Source organism: Pseudomonas fluorescens (assembly GCF_900636825.1).
GTDB classification, from domain to species: Bacteria; Pseudomonadota; Gammaproteobacteria; order Pseudomonadales; family Pseudomonadaceae; genus Aquipseudomonas; species Aquipseudomonas fluorescens_BG.
The window spans coordinates 1,093,366-1,109,856 of sequence record NZ_LR134318.1 but is presented as its reverse complement, the minus strand read 5'-3'; the positions used below and the strand labels follow the sequence as shown (position 1 = coordinate 1,109,856).

At 60.8% G+C, this 16,491-nt stretch carries 14 protein-coding genes; 4 read left to right on the top strand and 10 right to left on the bottom strand.

Going from position 1 to position 16,491, the window contains the following annotated elements:
• Positions 1-5: 5 nt before the first annotated feature.
• The 3 genes from EL257_RS05005 to EL257_RS04995 form a co-directional block, all read right to left on the bottom strand.
• Positions 6-206 (bottom strand): DUF1656 domain-containing protein, encoded by a 201-nt coding sequence (locus EL257_RS05005; RefSeq protein WP_126360358.1) that lies wholly within the window; start codon positions 204-206, stop codon positions 6-8.
• A complete protein-coding gene (locus EL257_RS05000) occupies positions 196-2,388 on the bottom strand; it encodes an FUSC family protein (protein WP_126360356.1) in 2,193 nt (730 codons plus the stop codon). Before EL257_RS05000 ends, EL257_RS05005 begins: the two co-directional genes overlap by 11 nt.
• 139 nt (positions 2,389-2,527) lie before the next feature.
• Positions 2,528-4,027: an efflux transporter outer membrane subunit gene (locus EL257_RS04995; protein ID WP_126360354.1), complete on the bottom strand. Its 1,500-nt coding sequence runs from the start codon at positions 4,025-4,027 to the stop codon at positions 2,528-2,530.
• A 278-nt stretch (positions 4,028-4,305) separates the two neighbouring features.
• Between EL257_RS04995 and EL257_RS04990 the strand changes: the two genes are divergently transcribed.
• The 3 genes from EL257_RS04990 (at position 4,306) to EL257_RS04980 (ending at position 7,753) form a co-directional block, all read left to right on the top strand.
• Positions 4,306-5,274 carry a LysR family transcriptional regulator gene (locus tag EL257_RS04990; protein WP_126360352.1) on the top strand — a complete coding sequence of 323 codons (969 nt, stop codon included), beginning with the start codon at positions 4,306-4,308 and terminating at the stop codon, positions 5,272-5,274.
• 848 nt (positions 5,275-6,122) lie between these two features.
• On the top strand, positions 6,123-7,097 hold the full coding sequence (locus tag EL257_RS04985; RefSeq protein WP_126360350.1) for a 2-hydroxyacid dehydrogenase: 975 nt from the start codon (positions 6,123-6,125) through the stop codon (positions 7,095-7,097).
• A gap of 146 nt (positions 7,098-7,243) precedes the next feature.
• Entirely contained in the window at positions 7,244-7,753 is a 510-nt protein-coding gene (locus EL257_RS04980; protein ID WP_126360348.1) for a DUF2165 family protein, read from the top strand.
• An 18-nt stretch (positions 7,754-7,771) separates the two neighbouring features.
• On the opposite strand, the gene EL257_RS04975 is transcribed toward EL257_RS04980, so the two are convergent.
• Entirely contained in the window at positions 7,772-8,671 is a 900-nt protein-coding gene (locus EL257_RS04975) for a DMT family transporter (RefSeq protein WP_126360346.1), read from the bottom strand.
• Positions 8,672-8,954: 283 nt separating this feature from the next.
• Here EL257_RS04975 and EL257_RS04970 point away from each other — a divergent pair, with 283 nt between their 5' ends.
• Entirely contained in the window at positions 8,955-9,827 is an 873-nt protein-coding gene (locus tag EL257_RS04970; RefSeq protein ID WP_126360344.1) for an AraC family transcriptional regulator, read from the top strand.
• 176 nt (positions 9,828-10,003) lie between these two features.
• Here the strand turns inward: EL257_RS04970 and EL257_RS04965 are convergent, their stop codons facing one another.
• From EL257_RS04965 to EL257_RS04940, 6 genes are all read right to left on the bottom strand, one after another.
• Positions 10,004-12,433: a TonB-dependent siderophore receptor gene (locus tag EL257_RS04965; RefSeq protein ID WP_126360342.1), complete on the bottom strand. Its 2,430-nt coding sequence runs from the start codon at positions 12,431-12,433 to the stop codon at positions 10,004-10,006.
• A gap of 171 nt (positions 12,434-12,604) precedes the next feature.
• Entirely contained in the window at positions 12,605-13,594 is a 990-nt protein-coding gene (locus tag EL257_RS04960; RefSeq protein ID WP_126360340.1) for a FecR family protein, read from the bottom strand.
• Positions 13,591-14,157, bottom strand: coding sequence for an RNA polymerase sigma factor (locus EL257_RS04955; protein WP_126360338.1), 567 nt, complete (start codon positions 14,155-14,157; stop codon positions 13,591-13,593). The genes EL257_RS04960 and EL257_RS04955 overlap by 4 nt, the downstream gene beginning before the upstream one ends.
• A gap of 1 nt (position 14,158) precedes the next feature.
• Positions 14,159-14,485 (bottom strand): DUF3325 domain-containing protein, encoded by a 327-nt coding sequence (locus EL257_RS04950; RefSeq protein WP_126360336.1) that lies wholly within the window; start codon positions 14,483-14,485, stop codon positions 14,159-14,161.
• Positions 14,485-16,071 carry a PepSY-associated TM helix domain-containing protein gene (locus tag EL257_RS04945; RefSeq protein WP_126360334.1) on the bottom strand — a complete coding sequence of 529 codons (1,587 nt, stop codon included), beginning with the start codon at positions 16,069-16,071 and terminating at the stop codon, positions 14,485-14,487. The genes EL257_RS04950 and EL257_RS04945 overlap by 1 nt, the downstream gene beginning before the upstream one ends.
• Positions 16,068-16,373, bottom strand: coding sequence for a DUF3649 domain-containing protein (locus tag EL257_RS04940; protein ID WP_126360332.1), 306 nt, complete (start codon positions 16,371-16,373; stop codon positions 16,068-16,070). Before EL257_RS04940 ends, EL257_RS04945 begins: the two co-directional genes overlap by 4 nt.
• Positions 16,374-16,491: the final 118 nt, after the last annotated feature.

Sequence of the window (16,491 nt, the reverse complement as noted above, 5' to 3'; positions counted from 1 at the left end):
AATCGTCATTGATAGACAGTCAGCGCCATGGCGCCGAACAGACAGGTAAACAGGCTCAGACGCAGCAGCGCCGGATGCCAGAAGAAGCGATACAGATCCAGCCCGGAGAGAAACCGGTCCAGCGCCCAGGCCAGGGCGGCAGCGAGGAAAAACATCAGGGTCATGGTCGGCATGTACACGCCATGGAAAGCGATTTCACGAGGCATGAGTGAGTCCTTCGGGCTGGGCAACGGCGTAGGCAGCGAGTGGTGATTGCGGGTCGAGCAGCGAGGTGCGGATGAAGTGCAAGTAGCTTTTCACCCGCCGCAATGCCGAGGTATCGAAGTGCGGGGCGAACGGTTCATCGGTAGCGGCGACGCGGCTGATGGCGTGATCGACCGCGACCAGCGCGCGTTCCAGATTGCTTGCATTCGGTTGCAGAAACAGCCGCACCAGCGCGCGGCCCATCACGCGGATCGCCTGGCGCCACGGCTGCGATTCGGCATAGGCCGGGTGCACCGGCAGAATCGCCTGTTCTTTGCGCAACTCGATGATCGCGTGGCCGACTTCAAGCACCACGAACATCCAGCGCAGCAGGCTCTTTTGCACCATCGGCTGCCCGGCGGCGAGGCCGTAAGCCTGATGCAGCAAGTCGCGGGTGCGGCTTTCGAAACTCGACGCCAGGCCCTTGAGTTTGCCGCTGATCGCGTAGACCACCTGGCCGCGCAAATCCTGCTCCAGACGCTGCCATAACCATCGACTGTTGGGCGGCAGAATGATCGCTCCCGCAGCGGCGCAAACCAGCATGCCCATGACCATGGCGATGTAGTCGTTGATGAAGGTGTAGGGGTTGTAGATCGTGAGGTTGTCCGGCACCGAACCGGTACTGAAAAAGATCAGTAACCCGAGGCCGACGCCGGCGTATTGCGGGCGCGACGTGAGGAACGAACCGAGGACGATCACCGGCGCGAGCATCACGCAGAGCAAGGGGAAGCCATCGATCCACGGGAAGATGAAAAACATCTCGACGAAGCCGATCAGCGCACCGAGAAAAGTCCCGCAGGCCATCTGAAACGCCATGCGTTTCGGGTTCGGCGTGGCGGCGGACAGGCCCACCGTGGCGGCAGCGATCAGGGTCATGGTCGCCCCGCTCGGCCATGCGGTCGCGACCCAATAGCTGCCCAATACGGCGAGGATAAACGCGGCACGAATGCCAGAAGCGGCAGCCGCCCACCAGTTGGTTTGCGGGGTGAACGGTTCGTCCCAGCGCTCACGTTCGTGACGATGATCGGCCAGCGAAGCGTGGGTTTGTGCGTAACTGTGGAGGTCGTCGACGAAGCGATAAAGCAACTCGTACGCGGTATGAAAATCCAGTTGCTCGGCGTCGCTCGGATCGGTTTCCTGAAAGATTCCACGCAAGGTGCGCACCCGCGTCGGCAAGCCTTCCTTGTAAATCGCAAGGGCTGTGGCCAAACGCGCGGCGTCCGGGCTGGTCAGGGCGCGTCCACTGAAGCCGTCGAGCACTTCAGCAAGATCCTGCAACCCCGGTTTGATCGCCGCAACGACATGTTCTTCGCCATGGCCGCGCAGGCGTTCGAGCAACTGATGCAGAGCGTTGAATCGCGTGGTGATGCCCATGAACTCGCTGTTCAAACGACTCAGGCGCCCATTGCGCCGACGCATGTGCGGGTCTTCGAAAACCGTCACACTGCGCAAGCCTTCCAGCCCCACCGCTTCGGCGATGAAACGCACGTTGCTCGCCTCGAACGCCTCGGCTTGGCTGCGCCCGCGCAAGCCATCGGTGACGAACAGGGCGAAGACACCGAAGCGCTGGTACAAGGCGTTGCGCATCGCCGCGCTGGCGGTTTGCGGCAGAATCGCCGCGCTGACCAACGTCGAACAGAGAATGCCCAACGAGATTTCCAGCACCCGCCACACCGCTGCCATGAATGCACCGTCAGGATGCGCCAGCGCTGGTAAACCGACCATCGCGGCGGTGTAGCCGGCCAGGACGAATCCGTAGGCGCGGAAGTTCCGGCAACGCGCGGCCCCGGCCGAGCAGATCCCGACCCAGATCGCCAGCGAACCGAGGAACAGCTCGGTGTTTTGCGCGAACAAAGCGATCAGCGTGACCATCATCGCCGACCCGGCCAGCGTGCCGAGGAAGCGATAGAAACTCTTGGCGAACACTTGGCCGCTTTGCGGCTGCATGACGATGAACACCGTGATCATCGCCGTGCGCGGCTGCGGCAATTCCAGACGCATGGCCAGCCACAGAGTGAGGAATGCCGCGAGCAACACCTTGAAGATATAGACCCAGGTCACGCCATCGCTGCGCGCCCAGTCGAAAAAACCCCGGCGCCATTCCAGGGAGTAGAGCCAGCGCAGAGGGGCGGGCAAAGAGGTCATTGAAAATACTCAGGCATTCGATCCGGATTCGGAACCTGTGGGAGCGAGCCTGCTCGCGAAAGCGGTGTGTCAGGCAAGATGTTCATTGACTGGTACGTCCTCTTCGCGAGCAGGCTCGCTCCCACAATGGATGCTGTGTTCAACGCAGCAGCGCCGGGATTTGCGGAGCTTGAGTTTGCGCGGCGGTCGGCATGTCGCGACCGGCGCCGAGGCCGCCGCCCAATGCGGTCACCAGTCGGGCATGCGCACTGAGGCGCGCCGCCTGCACTTGCTGTTGCACCTGTTGCTGCTTGAACAACAGCGTCTGCGCATTCAGCACGTTGAGGTAATCGGTCAATCCGCGTTGGTAGGCGATCATCGCGATGTCGTAGGTTTTTTGTGCGGTAGCGACTGACTCAGCGGCAAACTGCTGCTGCTTGTCCATCGACTCGCGCCGGATCAACTGATCGGAAATGTCTTTCAGCGCATGGATCAACGTTTGGTTGTAATGCGCCACGGCAATGTCGTAACCGGCAGACGCCTCACCGAGTTGGGAGCGCAACCGTCCGCCGTCGAAGATCGGCAGCGAGATCGCCGGTCCGACGTTGTAATTGAGTTTTCTGCCGGTCAAAAACTCCAGCGCGCCACCGCCGGTGGCCATGTAGCCGAGACTGCCGACCAGATCGACATTGGGATAGAAACCGGCGTGGGCCACATCGATCCCGCGAGCCTGCGCGGCCACCTGCCAGCGGCTGGCAACCACGTCCGGGCGTTGGCCGAGCAATTGCGCCGGCAAGGCCGACGGCAGTTTCAGCGCCGCACCAAGCGACAAAGTCGGACGCTGCAATTGCGCGCCCGCGCCCGGGCCTTTGCCCGCCAGCGCGGCGATCTGATTGCGACTGAGGGCAATTTCTTCGTCCAGTGCATCGAGTTGCCGATGGGTTTCCGGCAGCGGGGTTTGCGCCTGGCTGACTTCGAAATGCGTACCGATGCCGCCGTCCAGACGTTTTTGCGCCAGATCGAGAATCTGCTCCTGCTGCTTCAGCGTCGCCACGACAATGTCGCGCTGAGCGTAATGCAGCGACAGTTCGATGTAAGCGCGAACGATGTTGCTCTGCAATTCCAACTGCGCCAGCCGCGCTTCGGCCGCGCTCAGGTGCGCCAGATCCACCGCCCGTTCGCTGGCATTGCGCTCGCGCCCCCACAAGTCGAGGGCGTAACTGAAGCCGAGTGCGGCGTTGTTGTCCCAGGTGGTGGTATTGGCCAGATCGCCCGGGCCATAGAACTGATCGGTCGGCCAGTTGTGGCGCTTGAGCGTCGACTCGCCATTGATCTGCAACGATTCGGCCGACTCGGCAATCCCGGCCATGGCGCTGGCCTGGCGCACACGAGCGGCGGCCATGGCCATCGTTGGGCTGCCCTGTACCGCGAGGTCGATCCAGTGATTGAGCTGCGGATCGCCAAACGCGTGCCACCATTGTGCGGTGGGCCAGTGCGCGTCCTTGGCGGCGTCGGCGATGGCTGTGTCGGTGGCCAATGAGTCGGCGTCCAGCGTCTCGCCGTGCGGGGCAATGCCTTGGGTTGAGATGCAGCCGCCGAGAGCCAGGGTAAAGACCAGAACACTGAGCGGCAAAAGCGCTCTGTTGATGCGACGCGGCACAGCTGCGAATTCCTGAAATAGGGGAAGAACCAGTGGTTTGTGCAGGAGCTGGCGAAGGCTGCGATCTTTTGATTTTGCTTCCCTTAAAACAAAATCAACCGATCGCCGATCTCGGCAGCTCCTACGCAGGGAGCGGCGCAATTCTATGGAGCTGCCTCTACGGCGATAAGCTGGGTTTTCTGTGAATCTTTGTTACGGTTAACGAGATAATCCCTAAGTCGGGGCTTTCGCCTTCGAAACTTCGTGTCACAATTTGCCATCTCCCTTGAGAGCACCCCATGGACACTTTGCAAAACATGCGCGCCTTCAGTTGTGTGGCCGAGGCCGGCAGCTTCACCGCGGCCGCCGTGCAACTCGACACCACCACCGCCAACGTTTCGCGCGCGGTCTCCAATCTGGAAGCCCACCTGCAAACCCGTTTGCTCAATCGCACCACGCGACGCATCGCCCTGACCGAAGCCGGTAAACGCTATTTGCTGCGTTGCGAGCAGATTCTCGCCTACGTCGAAGAAGCCGAAGCCGAAGCCAGCGACGCCCATGCGCGCCCGGCCGGGCAGCTGAAAGTGCACACCATGACCGGCATCGGCCAGCACTTCGTCATCGACGCCATCGCCCGCTACCGCAAGACGCACCCGGACGTGACCTTCGACCTGACCCTGGCCAACCGCGTGCCGGATCTGCTCGACGAGGGCTACGACGTGTCCATCGTCCTCGCCAGCGAACTGCCCGACTCCGGCTTCGTCTCGCAGCGCCTGGGCATCACCTACAGCATCGTTTGCGCCTCGCCGGCCTACGTCAAAGCCAACGGCGCAGCACAGAAACCCAGCGACCTGCTCAACCATGCCTGCCTGCGCCTGGTCAGCCCGGTGATCCCCTTGGAGAAATGGGCCTTCGACGGCCCGGACGGCCAGGAAATGGTCACCATCAACAGCTCGCCGTTCCTGGTGAACTCCGCCGATGCAATGAAAACCGCGATCACCAGCGGCATGGGCGTCGGCGTGCTACCGGTCTACGCCGCCATCGAAGGCCTGCGCAACGGCACGCTGGTGCGCGTAATGCCCAACTACCGTTCGCAAGAACTCAACCTCTACGCCATCTACCCATCGCGGCAATACCTCGATGCGAAGATCAAAACGTGGGTCGAGTATCTGCGTGGATCACTGCCGGAAATACTTGCCGCGCACCAGGCCGAACTCGCCGCCTACGAACTAAGCGACAGCCTCGCCGGGGCTAGAATCGCCAACTGACCTCAAACGAGGAGCACCGAAGGCTCGCTTCCACAGGAAAGCAAAGCAGAATCAAAAGATCGCAGCCTGCGGCAGCTCCTACATTTGGATCGACTGCATCCAAAAAAGCAGGTCGGCTGTCAGGCCGCCCTGGTCGGATCGCCGCCCGGAGCAAGCTCGCTCCCACAGGAAAGAAAAGCAAAATCAAAAGATCGCAGCCTGCGGCAGCTCCTACATTTGGATCGACTGCATCCAAAAAAGCAGGTCGGCTGTCAGGCCGCCCTGGTCGGATCGCCGCCCGGAGCAAGCTCGCTCCCACAGGAAAGAAAAGCAAAATCAAAAGATCGCAGCCTGCGGCAGCTCCTACATGTGCAAGCAATCCGCCGAATTCAGGTCGGCTGTCAGGCCGCCTTCGGCGAAAAAGCAGCGCAGCTGCCCGCGGCGAAGCCGCACCACTCAACAATGAGCGCAAGCTCGCGTCCCGCTCTTGACCTTGATCCACGGGCGACGTCGGAAGGCTGAGCGGAGGGATTGATCCGGGGGTGGGAGCGCAGCGACCGTTCGACGAAGTCGAACACAGCGAGAGGAGGTGCAGCGAAGCAAACCGGAGGCGCTGCGCCCGGATCGATCCCGCAGCGAAGGAACCCGAGCCTGCGAGGGCCGAACGCAGGAGCAAGCCTTTTTGGTTACTTTTTCGGCGTCTGGAAAAAGTGACCCGCCGTAAGGGCGGAACCGCAATCAGCCACACCCGAAAAACCGGATATCCCCCCACCCCCCCCAACAGCATGGTCGGCCCAGAGGCCGCCAAGACAACCCCGAGCCAGAAATGTTAGCGTGCTTGGCATCAAGCCCGAACAAGAGCCAAAACGATGAAAAAAACAGTCCTGGCCTTCAGCCGCATCACCCCTCCCATGATCGAACGCCTCAAAGAAGAATTCGACGTCATCGTCCCCAACCCAAAGAACGGCGACATCAACGCCCAATTCAACGAAGCCCTGCCCCACGCCCACGGCCTCATCGGCGTTGGTCGCAAACTCGGCCAGGCTCAACTTGAAAACGCAACAAAACTCGAAGTGGTCTCCAGCGTCTCCGTCGGCTACGACAACTACGACCTCGACTACTTCAACCAACGCGGAATCATGCTCACTAACACCCCGGACGTGCTCACCGAAAGCACCGCCGACCTGGCCTTCGCGCTGATCATGAGCAGCGCCCGCCGCGTCGCCGAACTCGACGCCTGGACCAAGGCCGGCCAATGGCAAGCCAGTGTCGGCGCCCCGCTGTTCGGCTCTGACGTACACGGCAAAACCCTCGGCATCGTTGGCATGGGCAACATCGGCGCGGCTGTCGCCCGGCGTGGCCACTTTGGCTTCAACATGCCGATTCTCTACAGCGGCAACAGCCGCAAAACCGAACTGGAACAACAACTCGGTGCACAATTCCGCAGCCTCGACCAACTGCTCGCCGAAGCCGATTTCGTCTGCCTGGTAGTGCCCCTCAGCGACAAGACCCGCCACTTGATCAGCCACCGCGAACTGGCATTGATGAAACCTGGCGCAATCCTGGTCAACATCTCTCGCGGCCCCGTCGTCGACGAACCTGCGCTGATCGAAGCCCTGCAGAACGACCGCATCCGTGGCGCCGGTCTCGACGTCTATGAAAAAGAACCGCTGGCCGAGTCGCCGCTGTTCCAACTGAAAAATGCCGTGACCCTGCCCCACATCGGCTCGGCGACTCACGAAACCCGCGAAGCCATGGCCAACCGCGCCGTTGCCAATCTGCGCAGCGCCTTGCTCGGCGAACGCCCACAGGATCTGGTCAATCCGCAAGTCTGGCGCGGCTGAAAAAAAGGGCCAGCGCAACAATGCGCTGGCCCTTACTTGTGCTGACTACATAACTCGCAATTAAACAACAAACAAAATCGCGCACCTGCAATATAAGCTCTCGCACGCATCAATTAATTGATTAATTGCCATGGAGAGCAAACCCCGTGAACAACCTGACCACAGACAAACTCATCCGCTACAGCAAAGTCATTCTGATGGCTTATATAAGCTTCTTCGGACTTTTAGTCATGTTTCAAAACTTTACCGATTACGAATCAAACTACGCCTACGTCGCGCATATCCTGAGCATGGACACCACCGACGGCGGCGAAAACCTGATGTACCGGGCAATTGACTCGCCGATGATTCACCACCGTATCTACTGGTTCATCATCACCATGGAAGTCATCTACACGGTGCTTTGCCTGATCGGTACTTACCAGTTGTATCGCTGCGTCAATGCATCGGCGGAGGTTTTTCATGAAGCGAAAAAGTTTTCGATCATGGGTATTCTGGCCGCCATATTCATCTACTACGTGTGTCTGCAAACGGTTGGCGTCGAGTGGTTCGACATGGATACTTCACAATCATGGAATGCGAAGGATTGGGCGCGGGATATAGTCGATTTCATCTTCCCGGCAATGATTTATCTCACACTGAAAGTCGAGCGCTGAAGTTCAGCGCTCTCGCGTTCAAACCAACTTGCCTTGCAAAAGCGTCAGCGGTTTGGGTTTACGAAACACCAGAACATTGCCCAACATGACCAGCACCAAGCCGATCAGCGCTGGCGCTGTCCATTGGTAGCCTTCAGCAAACGCCGAGACATTCAGCGCCACTACTGGAAACAACACGGTGCAGTAAGCCGCACGCTCTGGCCCCATGCGCCCGACCAGTGTCAGATAAGCAGTGAAACCGATTACCGAACCCGGAATAACCAGATACAGCAGCGCGCCGACATAGCGTGGCGACCAGTCCATGTCGAACGGAATACCTTTGACCAGGCACCACACCGACAGCATCGCCGCGCCGTAAGCCATGCCCCAGGCATTGGTGGTCAGCGGTTTGAGACCGGCCTTTTGTTGCAGGCTCGAAAGCATGTTGCCGGCGGAAAAGCACAATGTGCCGCACAACGCCAAGCCAAGCCCCAGCAAGGTTTGCGGGCTGGCGTGATGCCCGGCCAGCTCCGGCCAGAACAACATGCCCAGACCGAACAGGCCGAGCGCACCACCCATCAGCACATTACGCGCGATGCGCTGCCGGAAGAACACCCGCGCATTCAGCGCATTCCACAGGGTCGCAGTGGAAAACACCACGGCCACAAGGCCGCTGGGAATCCATTGGCTGGCGGTCAGGAAACACATGAAATTGACGCAGAACAGACACAATCCTTGTGCTACGCAAATCATATGACCGCGGCGGTTCATCGGCTGCAGGCGACGGCTGAGCACCAGCAGCGCAAACAGAATCAGCGCGGCGAGACCGAAGCGGTAAACGATCGAGACCGGAATCGCCACCACGCCCAATTGCCATTTCAAGGCAATCCAGGTGGTGCCCCAGATCAGCACAGTGAGTAAGTAAAGCGATAGGTTCATGACGCCAGCTCCTGAAAGTCATTCCATGCGCGGTCATGTGGCGAGCGAGCTTGCTCGTCCCGGCTGCGGAGCGGCCTCAGGTATCAGGCCGCCTGCACATCATTCGTGAGTGCTGCGCAGTCAAGCGAGAGCCAGCCCCTCGCCACAAGTAACACGCTGGAGAGGAATAGAGCGTGAGGCACCGAGCACCGGAGCGCTTGCACAATCTTGCGCATTTGTCGCCCGACAGGCTGGCATGCCAGCTTCTAAAGGGTACGATGCAAGGCGTTGGAGAGAAGCGACTATGGCCATCGATACCCTGCAAGTCTTCCAGGCACTCAGCAGCTCGCCGAACGCGCGCCTGTTGCGCAGTGCCGAGCTCGGCGACGGCTTGTCCGCCGCACTGTGGACCAATCACCACGACGCTCAGGAATACGCCGCGCCGAGCCATCACACGCTGTCGTGCTACATCGCCGGCGGCACCGGCACCTTTCGCCGTGGCCAGCCGGGCAACAAGGGCGGGCCGGACAAGTTATGCATTTTGCCGGCGGACCATGAGTCCGGCTGGGTGATCAATGGCGACATCCGCCTCGCTCATCTGTATTTCAGCGCCGAACAATTCGCCCTGGGTTGCGTCACGCTGCTCGACCGTGAACCTCGGGAAATGCAGATGCGCGAACAGACCTTTCTCGAAGACCCGCAGCAGGCGCAGCGCTTTCGTCAGTTGCTGACGCAGAATTGGGACGAGCCCGCCGAACGCTTGCTGACCAGCAGCCTTGCCCATGAATTGATCAGCCATACCCTGCTCAGCCATGTTGGCGCGCGTCAGGGTTTGCGCTTGAAGGGCGGCCTCGCACCGCACCAGCGCCGACAACTGGTCGAGTACATCGACACGCAGTTGGCCGAGCCGATCAGCCTCGGGCAACTGGCCGGGTTGTGTGCTTTATCCGAATATCATTTTGCGCGCATGTTTCGCACCAGCTTCGGCTTGCCGCCGCATCAATACGTGCTGGCGCGCCGTTTGAGCCGGGCGCGGGATCTGCTGCGTGGGACGGCGCTGCCGTTGGGCGAGATTGCATTGGCATGCGGATTCGCCAGTGCGAGTCATTTCACCAATCGGTTCAAGCAGGTGTTGGGCGGGACGCCTGGCGAGTATCGGCAGGCGTTTTTGCGCTGAACTCGTCTCCCCTCACCCCAGCCCTCTCCCAAAGGGAGAGGGGGCCGACCGAGGTGTCTGGCGCTATACATCGACCTGAATGACCGAGTCGATTATAGGTTCCGAGCATTACTTTGAAGTCGTCACGGTCGGTCCCCTCTCCCTCGGGGAGAGGGTGAGGGGCTTTTGATCTCGCCTTAAAACTCCAGGGTGCTGGACAGCGAAACCTGCCGCGAATCCCCCATCGATACAAAGAACCGGCTCGCCGATGACGTGTAGTAAGTGCGGTCAAACAGGTTCTTCACGTTCAGCTGGAACTTGACCTTCTGCCCTTCAACCCGCGTTTCGTAAGTGGCAAACGCATCGGCAACGGTATAACTCGGCAGGTCGAAATCATTCACCGCGTTACCCGCACGCTCACCGACATAACGCGCGCCCGCGCCTACGCGCAACCGGTCGCCACCGATCACGCTGCCGAAGTCATACACTGCCGACAGCGAACCGCTGTTCTTCGCTACGTTTTGCAGGCGATTGCCTTTGTAATCCGGGTCTTCGGTCACTTCGGCATCGGTGTAGGCGTAGCTGCCGATCAGGCTCCAGCGCTCGCTCAATTGACCGCTAAGGTCGACTTCCAGACCTCGAGAACGCACCTCACCGGCGGCACTGTAAATCGTCGTCGGGCCTTCCGAGTTGGCCACTAGCACATTGCGTTTCTTGATGTCGAAAAGGGCAATGTTGCCGGTGATTTGCCCCGGCATATCCAGACGCGCACCCAGTTCCCATGACTTGGCTTCCTCGGGGGCGATGCTGCCGTCGAGCACGGTGCTGCTGCCGCTCAGCGGCGCGATGGTCGAGTTGGGCTTGAACGATTCGGTATAGCTGCCGTAAAACGACAGCGCGTCGGTGTAGCGATACACCAGACCGGCGCGCGGCACCCACTTTTGCCCGTTGCTGTCGGTATTGGCCTGGAACGGCACGCCTTTGCCGGCGTACTGGTCATATTCCTGGAAGCGTCCACCGGCGACCAGAATCCACTGATCGTTGAGGTGAATCGAGTCCTGCAGAAACAACGAATCGCTGCGCAGTTCATCGGTCTGCGCACTGTCCGGCGCGCTCACCGTGGTGCCCACCACTTCGCGGCCGTACACCGGATTGAGGTAGCTGAACGTGGTCAGGCTTTTTTGCCGGATCAGATCCTCGCGATAGATCTTGCGGTACTCGTCGTCGACGCCGAACACCAGATCATGCTGCATGCCCAGCACATTGACTTTCCCTTCCAGGCTGGCGGTGGTGAAACGATCGGTGCTGATCGCGTTTTGCGTGCCGTCCATGCTGCGGGTCAGCGTGCCGTTGCGGGTGTTGATGGCTGTCACGCGGACTTGGCTGGCGTCGTAGGTTTCGCGATTCCAGCTGTAGCCCAAGTGCGCTTTCCAGTCATCGTTGAGTTGGTGATCCGCTTCGAAGTGATACAGATCCGAACGCCCTTCCATGTTGTTGAGCGGCTCGTCGAGGCGCTCGTTGCGCGAGATGTCCAGCGGATGGTTGGTTCGCGGATCGATCAGCGTGCCACGATCGAACGGTGTCAGAAATTCACGATGCTCGTATGCGAACAACAGCGTGGTGCTGTCGCCGAACCAGGCCAGCGACGGGGCGATCAGGGTTTCGCGATGGGTACCAAAGTTGCGCCAGTAATCTTCATCTTCATGATCGAGCACCATGCGATAAGCCAGCCCGGAATCGCCCAGCGCGCCGGTGCTGTCGAAGGTGCCGCCGCTGCCGTTTTTGCCGTCGCCATAGGTCGAGCCGCGCGCCGTCAAGGCGTTGTATGGCGTCAATTCAGGCTTCTTGCTGACCATATTGACCACGCCGCCCGGATCCTGAATGCCGTACAACAACGAGGCCGGCCCCTTGAGCACTTCGACACGGTCGACGGTGGCGTTCATGCCACGGCCCTGCACGATCGGCATGCCGTCACGCATGATCGAACCATTGCGGTTGTCACCGAAACCGCGGGTCATTACCGAGTCCTGGGTACTCGCCAGGGTGTTGCCTTGGGTGATGCCGCTGACATTGGCCAGCGCATCGTCGAGATTGCGTGGCGCCTGATCGCGGATCACTTGCGCGGGGGTCACGTTGACGGTCTGCGGGACTTCTTGCAGGGACGCCGAGGAGCGCATCACCGAACTGGTTTCCGGCGGCTGGTAACTCATCGAATCGTCGCGCAGTGAAGTGATGGTGGTGGCGCCGAGATTCAGCGCACCCTCGGTGGGTTTCGGTTGCAGCGCCAAAGTGTGGCTGTCAGTGCGGCGAAAGCTCAGGCCGGAACCGTCGAGCAAACGTTGCAACGCTACCTCCGCGCTCATCCGACCCTTTACCGCAGGGGCGTTGAGGCTGTACGGCGCTTCATCGGTGTAGACCACGCTTTGCCCGGTGACGCGGCTGAAGTCGTTAAGCGCTTGGGGCAGCGGTTTGGCGACCAAGGCGAAATCAAACTGTTTCTGTGCCTGGCTGCTGACGGTCTCAGCGGCAAACGCCACGCTGATCGGCAATAACGCCAGAGCAGAAAAACTCATTGCCGACACGCCCAACCACTGTTTGACCGAACCCGATTTTGCCTTGGACTTCATTGCTCAATGACCTGTGTAGAACCGCAACGGATGCGAATGATTCGCCGTTTCAGTCATTACACGGATCGGGCCCGAATTTACCTCATCACAAATTTGCAAATATTTTTGAAGATCAAAAGATCGCAGCCCAAATGTAGGAGCTGCCGGAGGCTGCGATCTTTTGACTTTGCCTCAGCGCAAAATAATCAAATGCCCAAGCACCCGATGCTGCTCAAACCCCATCACCCCTTGCAGGGAGCTGAGCACCGCTTGCGGATCCTTGCTCGGAAAACTGCCACTGACCTTGCGCTCGGCCAACTGATCGTTCAACAACACAATCCGCCCCGGATAGTAGCGCCGCAAATCTTCAACAACCTCCGCCAGCGTCGCCTGGTAATACGTCAGCCAGCCCTGGCGCCAGGCCAGTTGCGCCTCGCTGTCCACCGCATGAGGCGTCTGCGCCGCTCCGCCAGCGTAAGCCAACTGCTGACCAGCGCTGAGGATCTGCTGATTGCCGTCGCGATTCGCCTGCACGCCAACACGTCCTGACAGCACCGTAACCTGCGCCCCGCGAGGTTGCAGCCGCACTTCGAATTGCGTGCCGAGTACCCGCGCCTCGCCCTCCTCGGCCGTGACCACGAACGGATCGCCGGTGTGGGTGACGCTGAAGAAACCGGCGCCGCGTCGCAGTTGCACGCGCCGCTCGCCGTGGCCGAAATCCACGGCGATGGCGCTGTCGGCATCGAGCGTTACTTGCGATTGATCGGCCAGCGTCACCGTACGAATCTCACCGGGCGCGGAAACGTAATCGGCACCGAGATCTTCGATCCAGCGCTGCGGTTGCCAGCCCGTCCCCAGGCTGATCATCAGCACCAGACACGCCGCCATTGCCAGCGCGCCCGACCAGCGTAAAAGCGGTCGCCGACGCGGTCGATCCATCGCACCGAGATAGCCCTGCAACGCCACCGCCTCTTCCGCAGCCAGCGCCTGCGCCGGGCCTTCGCTCAGCTCCCAGATGACCTGCGCCTGGGCGTAAGCCTCGGCGTGCGCCGGATCGGCGCGCAACCATTGGCTGAAGATCAGTTGATCGCCCGCGCTCGGCCGATCATGCAACAGACTTAGCCAAGCCAGGGCGGCCTGCTCCTGGGCGGCGGTCGGGGTGATGGAATCGGCTGGCTTCACGGTGCTTTCCCTGGCAAGCGTGGCGCGGGTTCGCGCAGGCTGGCCTTGCAGGCCTCGAGGGCGCGCATCATATGTTTTTCCACGGCACTTTGGGACAGCCCCATGACTTTGGCGATTTCCGCGTACTTGCGGCCGTGGATGCGATTGAGCAAAAAAATCTGCCGAGTGCGCTCGGGCAAGGCACGCAACGCCGCTTCGACGTGGCGCAAATCGTTGCCCGCTTCGAGCGCGGCTTGCGGCTCGCTGCCATGACTGTCCGGTTCGTCTGGTTGCCAGTCTTCGTTAATCCGCGTGCGCGTGCCTTCGCTGCGCAGATGATCGATGGCGATATTGCCGGCGCAGCGCAACAGGTAGGTGCTGAGTTCCTCGACCTGCACCAGTGGCCGCCGCCAGAAACGCAGAAACAGATCCTGCACCAGGTCCGCCGCCGTCGCCCGACAGCCGACACGCCGGTTCACCAGCGCCTCCATTTGCGAACGCTGCGACAGGAACACCTGGAGAAAATGCGCACGCGCCCCACGCGGTTCGTCGTCGCGCGATTCCGGTGGGCGACCGATCAGCACTTCAGGTCAACGCCCAGGCTGCAAGCGGACTGGCCAGCAAACTCGCTGCGGCCAGCGCCAATACCAGTTGCGGGCGATACGGCAGCAACAGCACCAACGCCAAGGCGCTGAGCATCAGCACGGCAAACCAGTCGACCAGACCGAAGCTCCAGCCATTGGTGGCGACGGCGGCCCACAGCGACAAGCCCAGCAACAGCCAGCCGGCCAATTTCAAAACCTGCCGACGCCTCGCCGAAAGTGTTCGGCCGAGCAACTCGGCATGATGCCGCGGCATCGACAAACACAATGCGGTGAACCCGGCATAGGCGAGCAGCAGCGGCAGGAGCATCAGCTGGCGCCTTGTTCAAGAGTGATCGGCCGAGGCGTTGCGCGCCGTGGCTTTTTCACGCTGTGCGTGGTGCCGGCGCGCTGCATTTTCCAGGCAGCCCAGGCAAGAAAAGAACCGGTTGCAAGGCAAGTCAGATCGAACCCGGCCAACACCGAGTCGCCTTGTTTGAGGCTGGCGACGAGATTCCACGGCGTGGTCAGCGCATTGACCAGTGGCACTGCGAAAAACAGCGCCGCGCCCAATGCAAGTTGCTCGACCCAGGCCTTGCGCCCCGGACGCCACATGGCGTGCACCACGCTCAACGCCCAAGCAATAAAGAACCCTTTCACTTCCCAATCTGCGCGTCCCGCAAGATCCAGCGGCAACAGCCGATTAGCCAGAAAAAACACCGCCACCGCTGCAACCAGCCCGGCCATACCGGCGATATTCAAGACTTCCACCAGCCGCAGTTCGAACGGCATCGCTGCGCTCTTGGCATGTTTGAGCTGGCGTTTGCTCAACCAGATCACCAGCCCAGTGCCGATCATCGCCGTGCCGGCCAGGCCGCAGATGAAATACAGCCAACGCAACAGCGGCCCGGCGAAATGCCCCATGTGCAAACCGTAGAAAGCCCCACCTACGGCCATCGCCGCCGGCTGTTCCGGGGTGCTGCCGAGCTGTTGTCCGCTAACACCGTTGAAGGTCACGGCGCGGCCAAAATCATGCACCACGCGATCGCCCGCGCGGGACAACACCACGGTGGCATTGGCATCCCCCGGATTGCTCACCGACAGACGCGCCGTGTGGCCGCCGGACCATTGCTCGGAGGCTTTGCTCAAAAGCGGCGCCATTGCCACCAGCGGCGCAGCGATGTTGGCGCGCTCGGGAGTTTTCGAGGCGGGGAAGACTTCGTCATAGAACTTGCGCACGTCACTGCCATAGGACGCAACGATGCTCGCCGGCATGACCATCGACATGAAAATCACCAAGCTGCTGTAGGTGATCATCAGGTGAAACGGCAACACCAGCACGCCCACCGCGTTGTGCCCGTCGAGCCAGGAACGCTGGCCCTTGCGCGGTCGAAAGGTGAAGAAATCCTTGAAGATTTTCTTGTGGGTGATGATCCCGGTGATCAGCGCAATGAACATCACCATGGCGGCAATGGTCGAGAGCCAGCGGCCCCACGGATAAGGCATCTGCAACTCGAAGTGGAAACGGTAGAAGAACTCGCCGCCGAGGCTCTCGCGGCCCTGCACTTCGGCGCCGGTTTGCGCATCGAGGGTTTTCGTTTCGAAGCGCCCGCGCTGGCCGGGCGTCGCCGGCGCCTGCTGCCAGCGGACGGTCAAACCGGGGCTACGGGCGTCGGGCAAATCGATCAGCCAGCGTGCGGCGCCCGCCGCGTGTTGCTGCAGATAATCCTGGGCCAGCGTCAGGCTGGTCTCCGCATTCACCGACCGCGCGGGAATTTCCGGATGCATCCAGTGGCTGATTTCATCCTTGAAATACGCCAGGGTGCCGGTTAGAAAAATGGCGAACAACAGCCAGCCGAAGACCAGCCCGGTCCAGGTGTGCAGCCAGGCCATCGCCTGGCGAAATCCCTCTTTCATGCCAGGCCCAAGCCGCGTGCGGCGCCAGCAACGGTGGCGAGAATCACGCTAGGCACCAGCAAGCCGACCCACGCCGACCACGCGGTGCGACACGCGAAGCACCAGAGCACCGCGACCAGATAGACCAGAAAGGAAACCGTCATGCCGGTAACCACGGCTTCGGCGCGGCTCAATGGCAGCCACAACGTCAGCGTGACACTGGCCAGCGCCGCGACCAGATAGCCGCCAAAAATCGCCGCCAGCACCCGCGAGGTGACTGCCAGACGATAGGACATGGGAACCGTGGCAAATTTGCCTTTCATGTTTCGACCCTGAAACGAAAAACGTTCGGCCGACGAGCCGAACCTACAAGCGGGCGATATTAATGATAAATATTCTCATACGCAAAAGCATCTGATTGCCGGGCGGGGGTTTCAACCT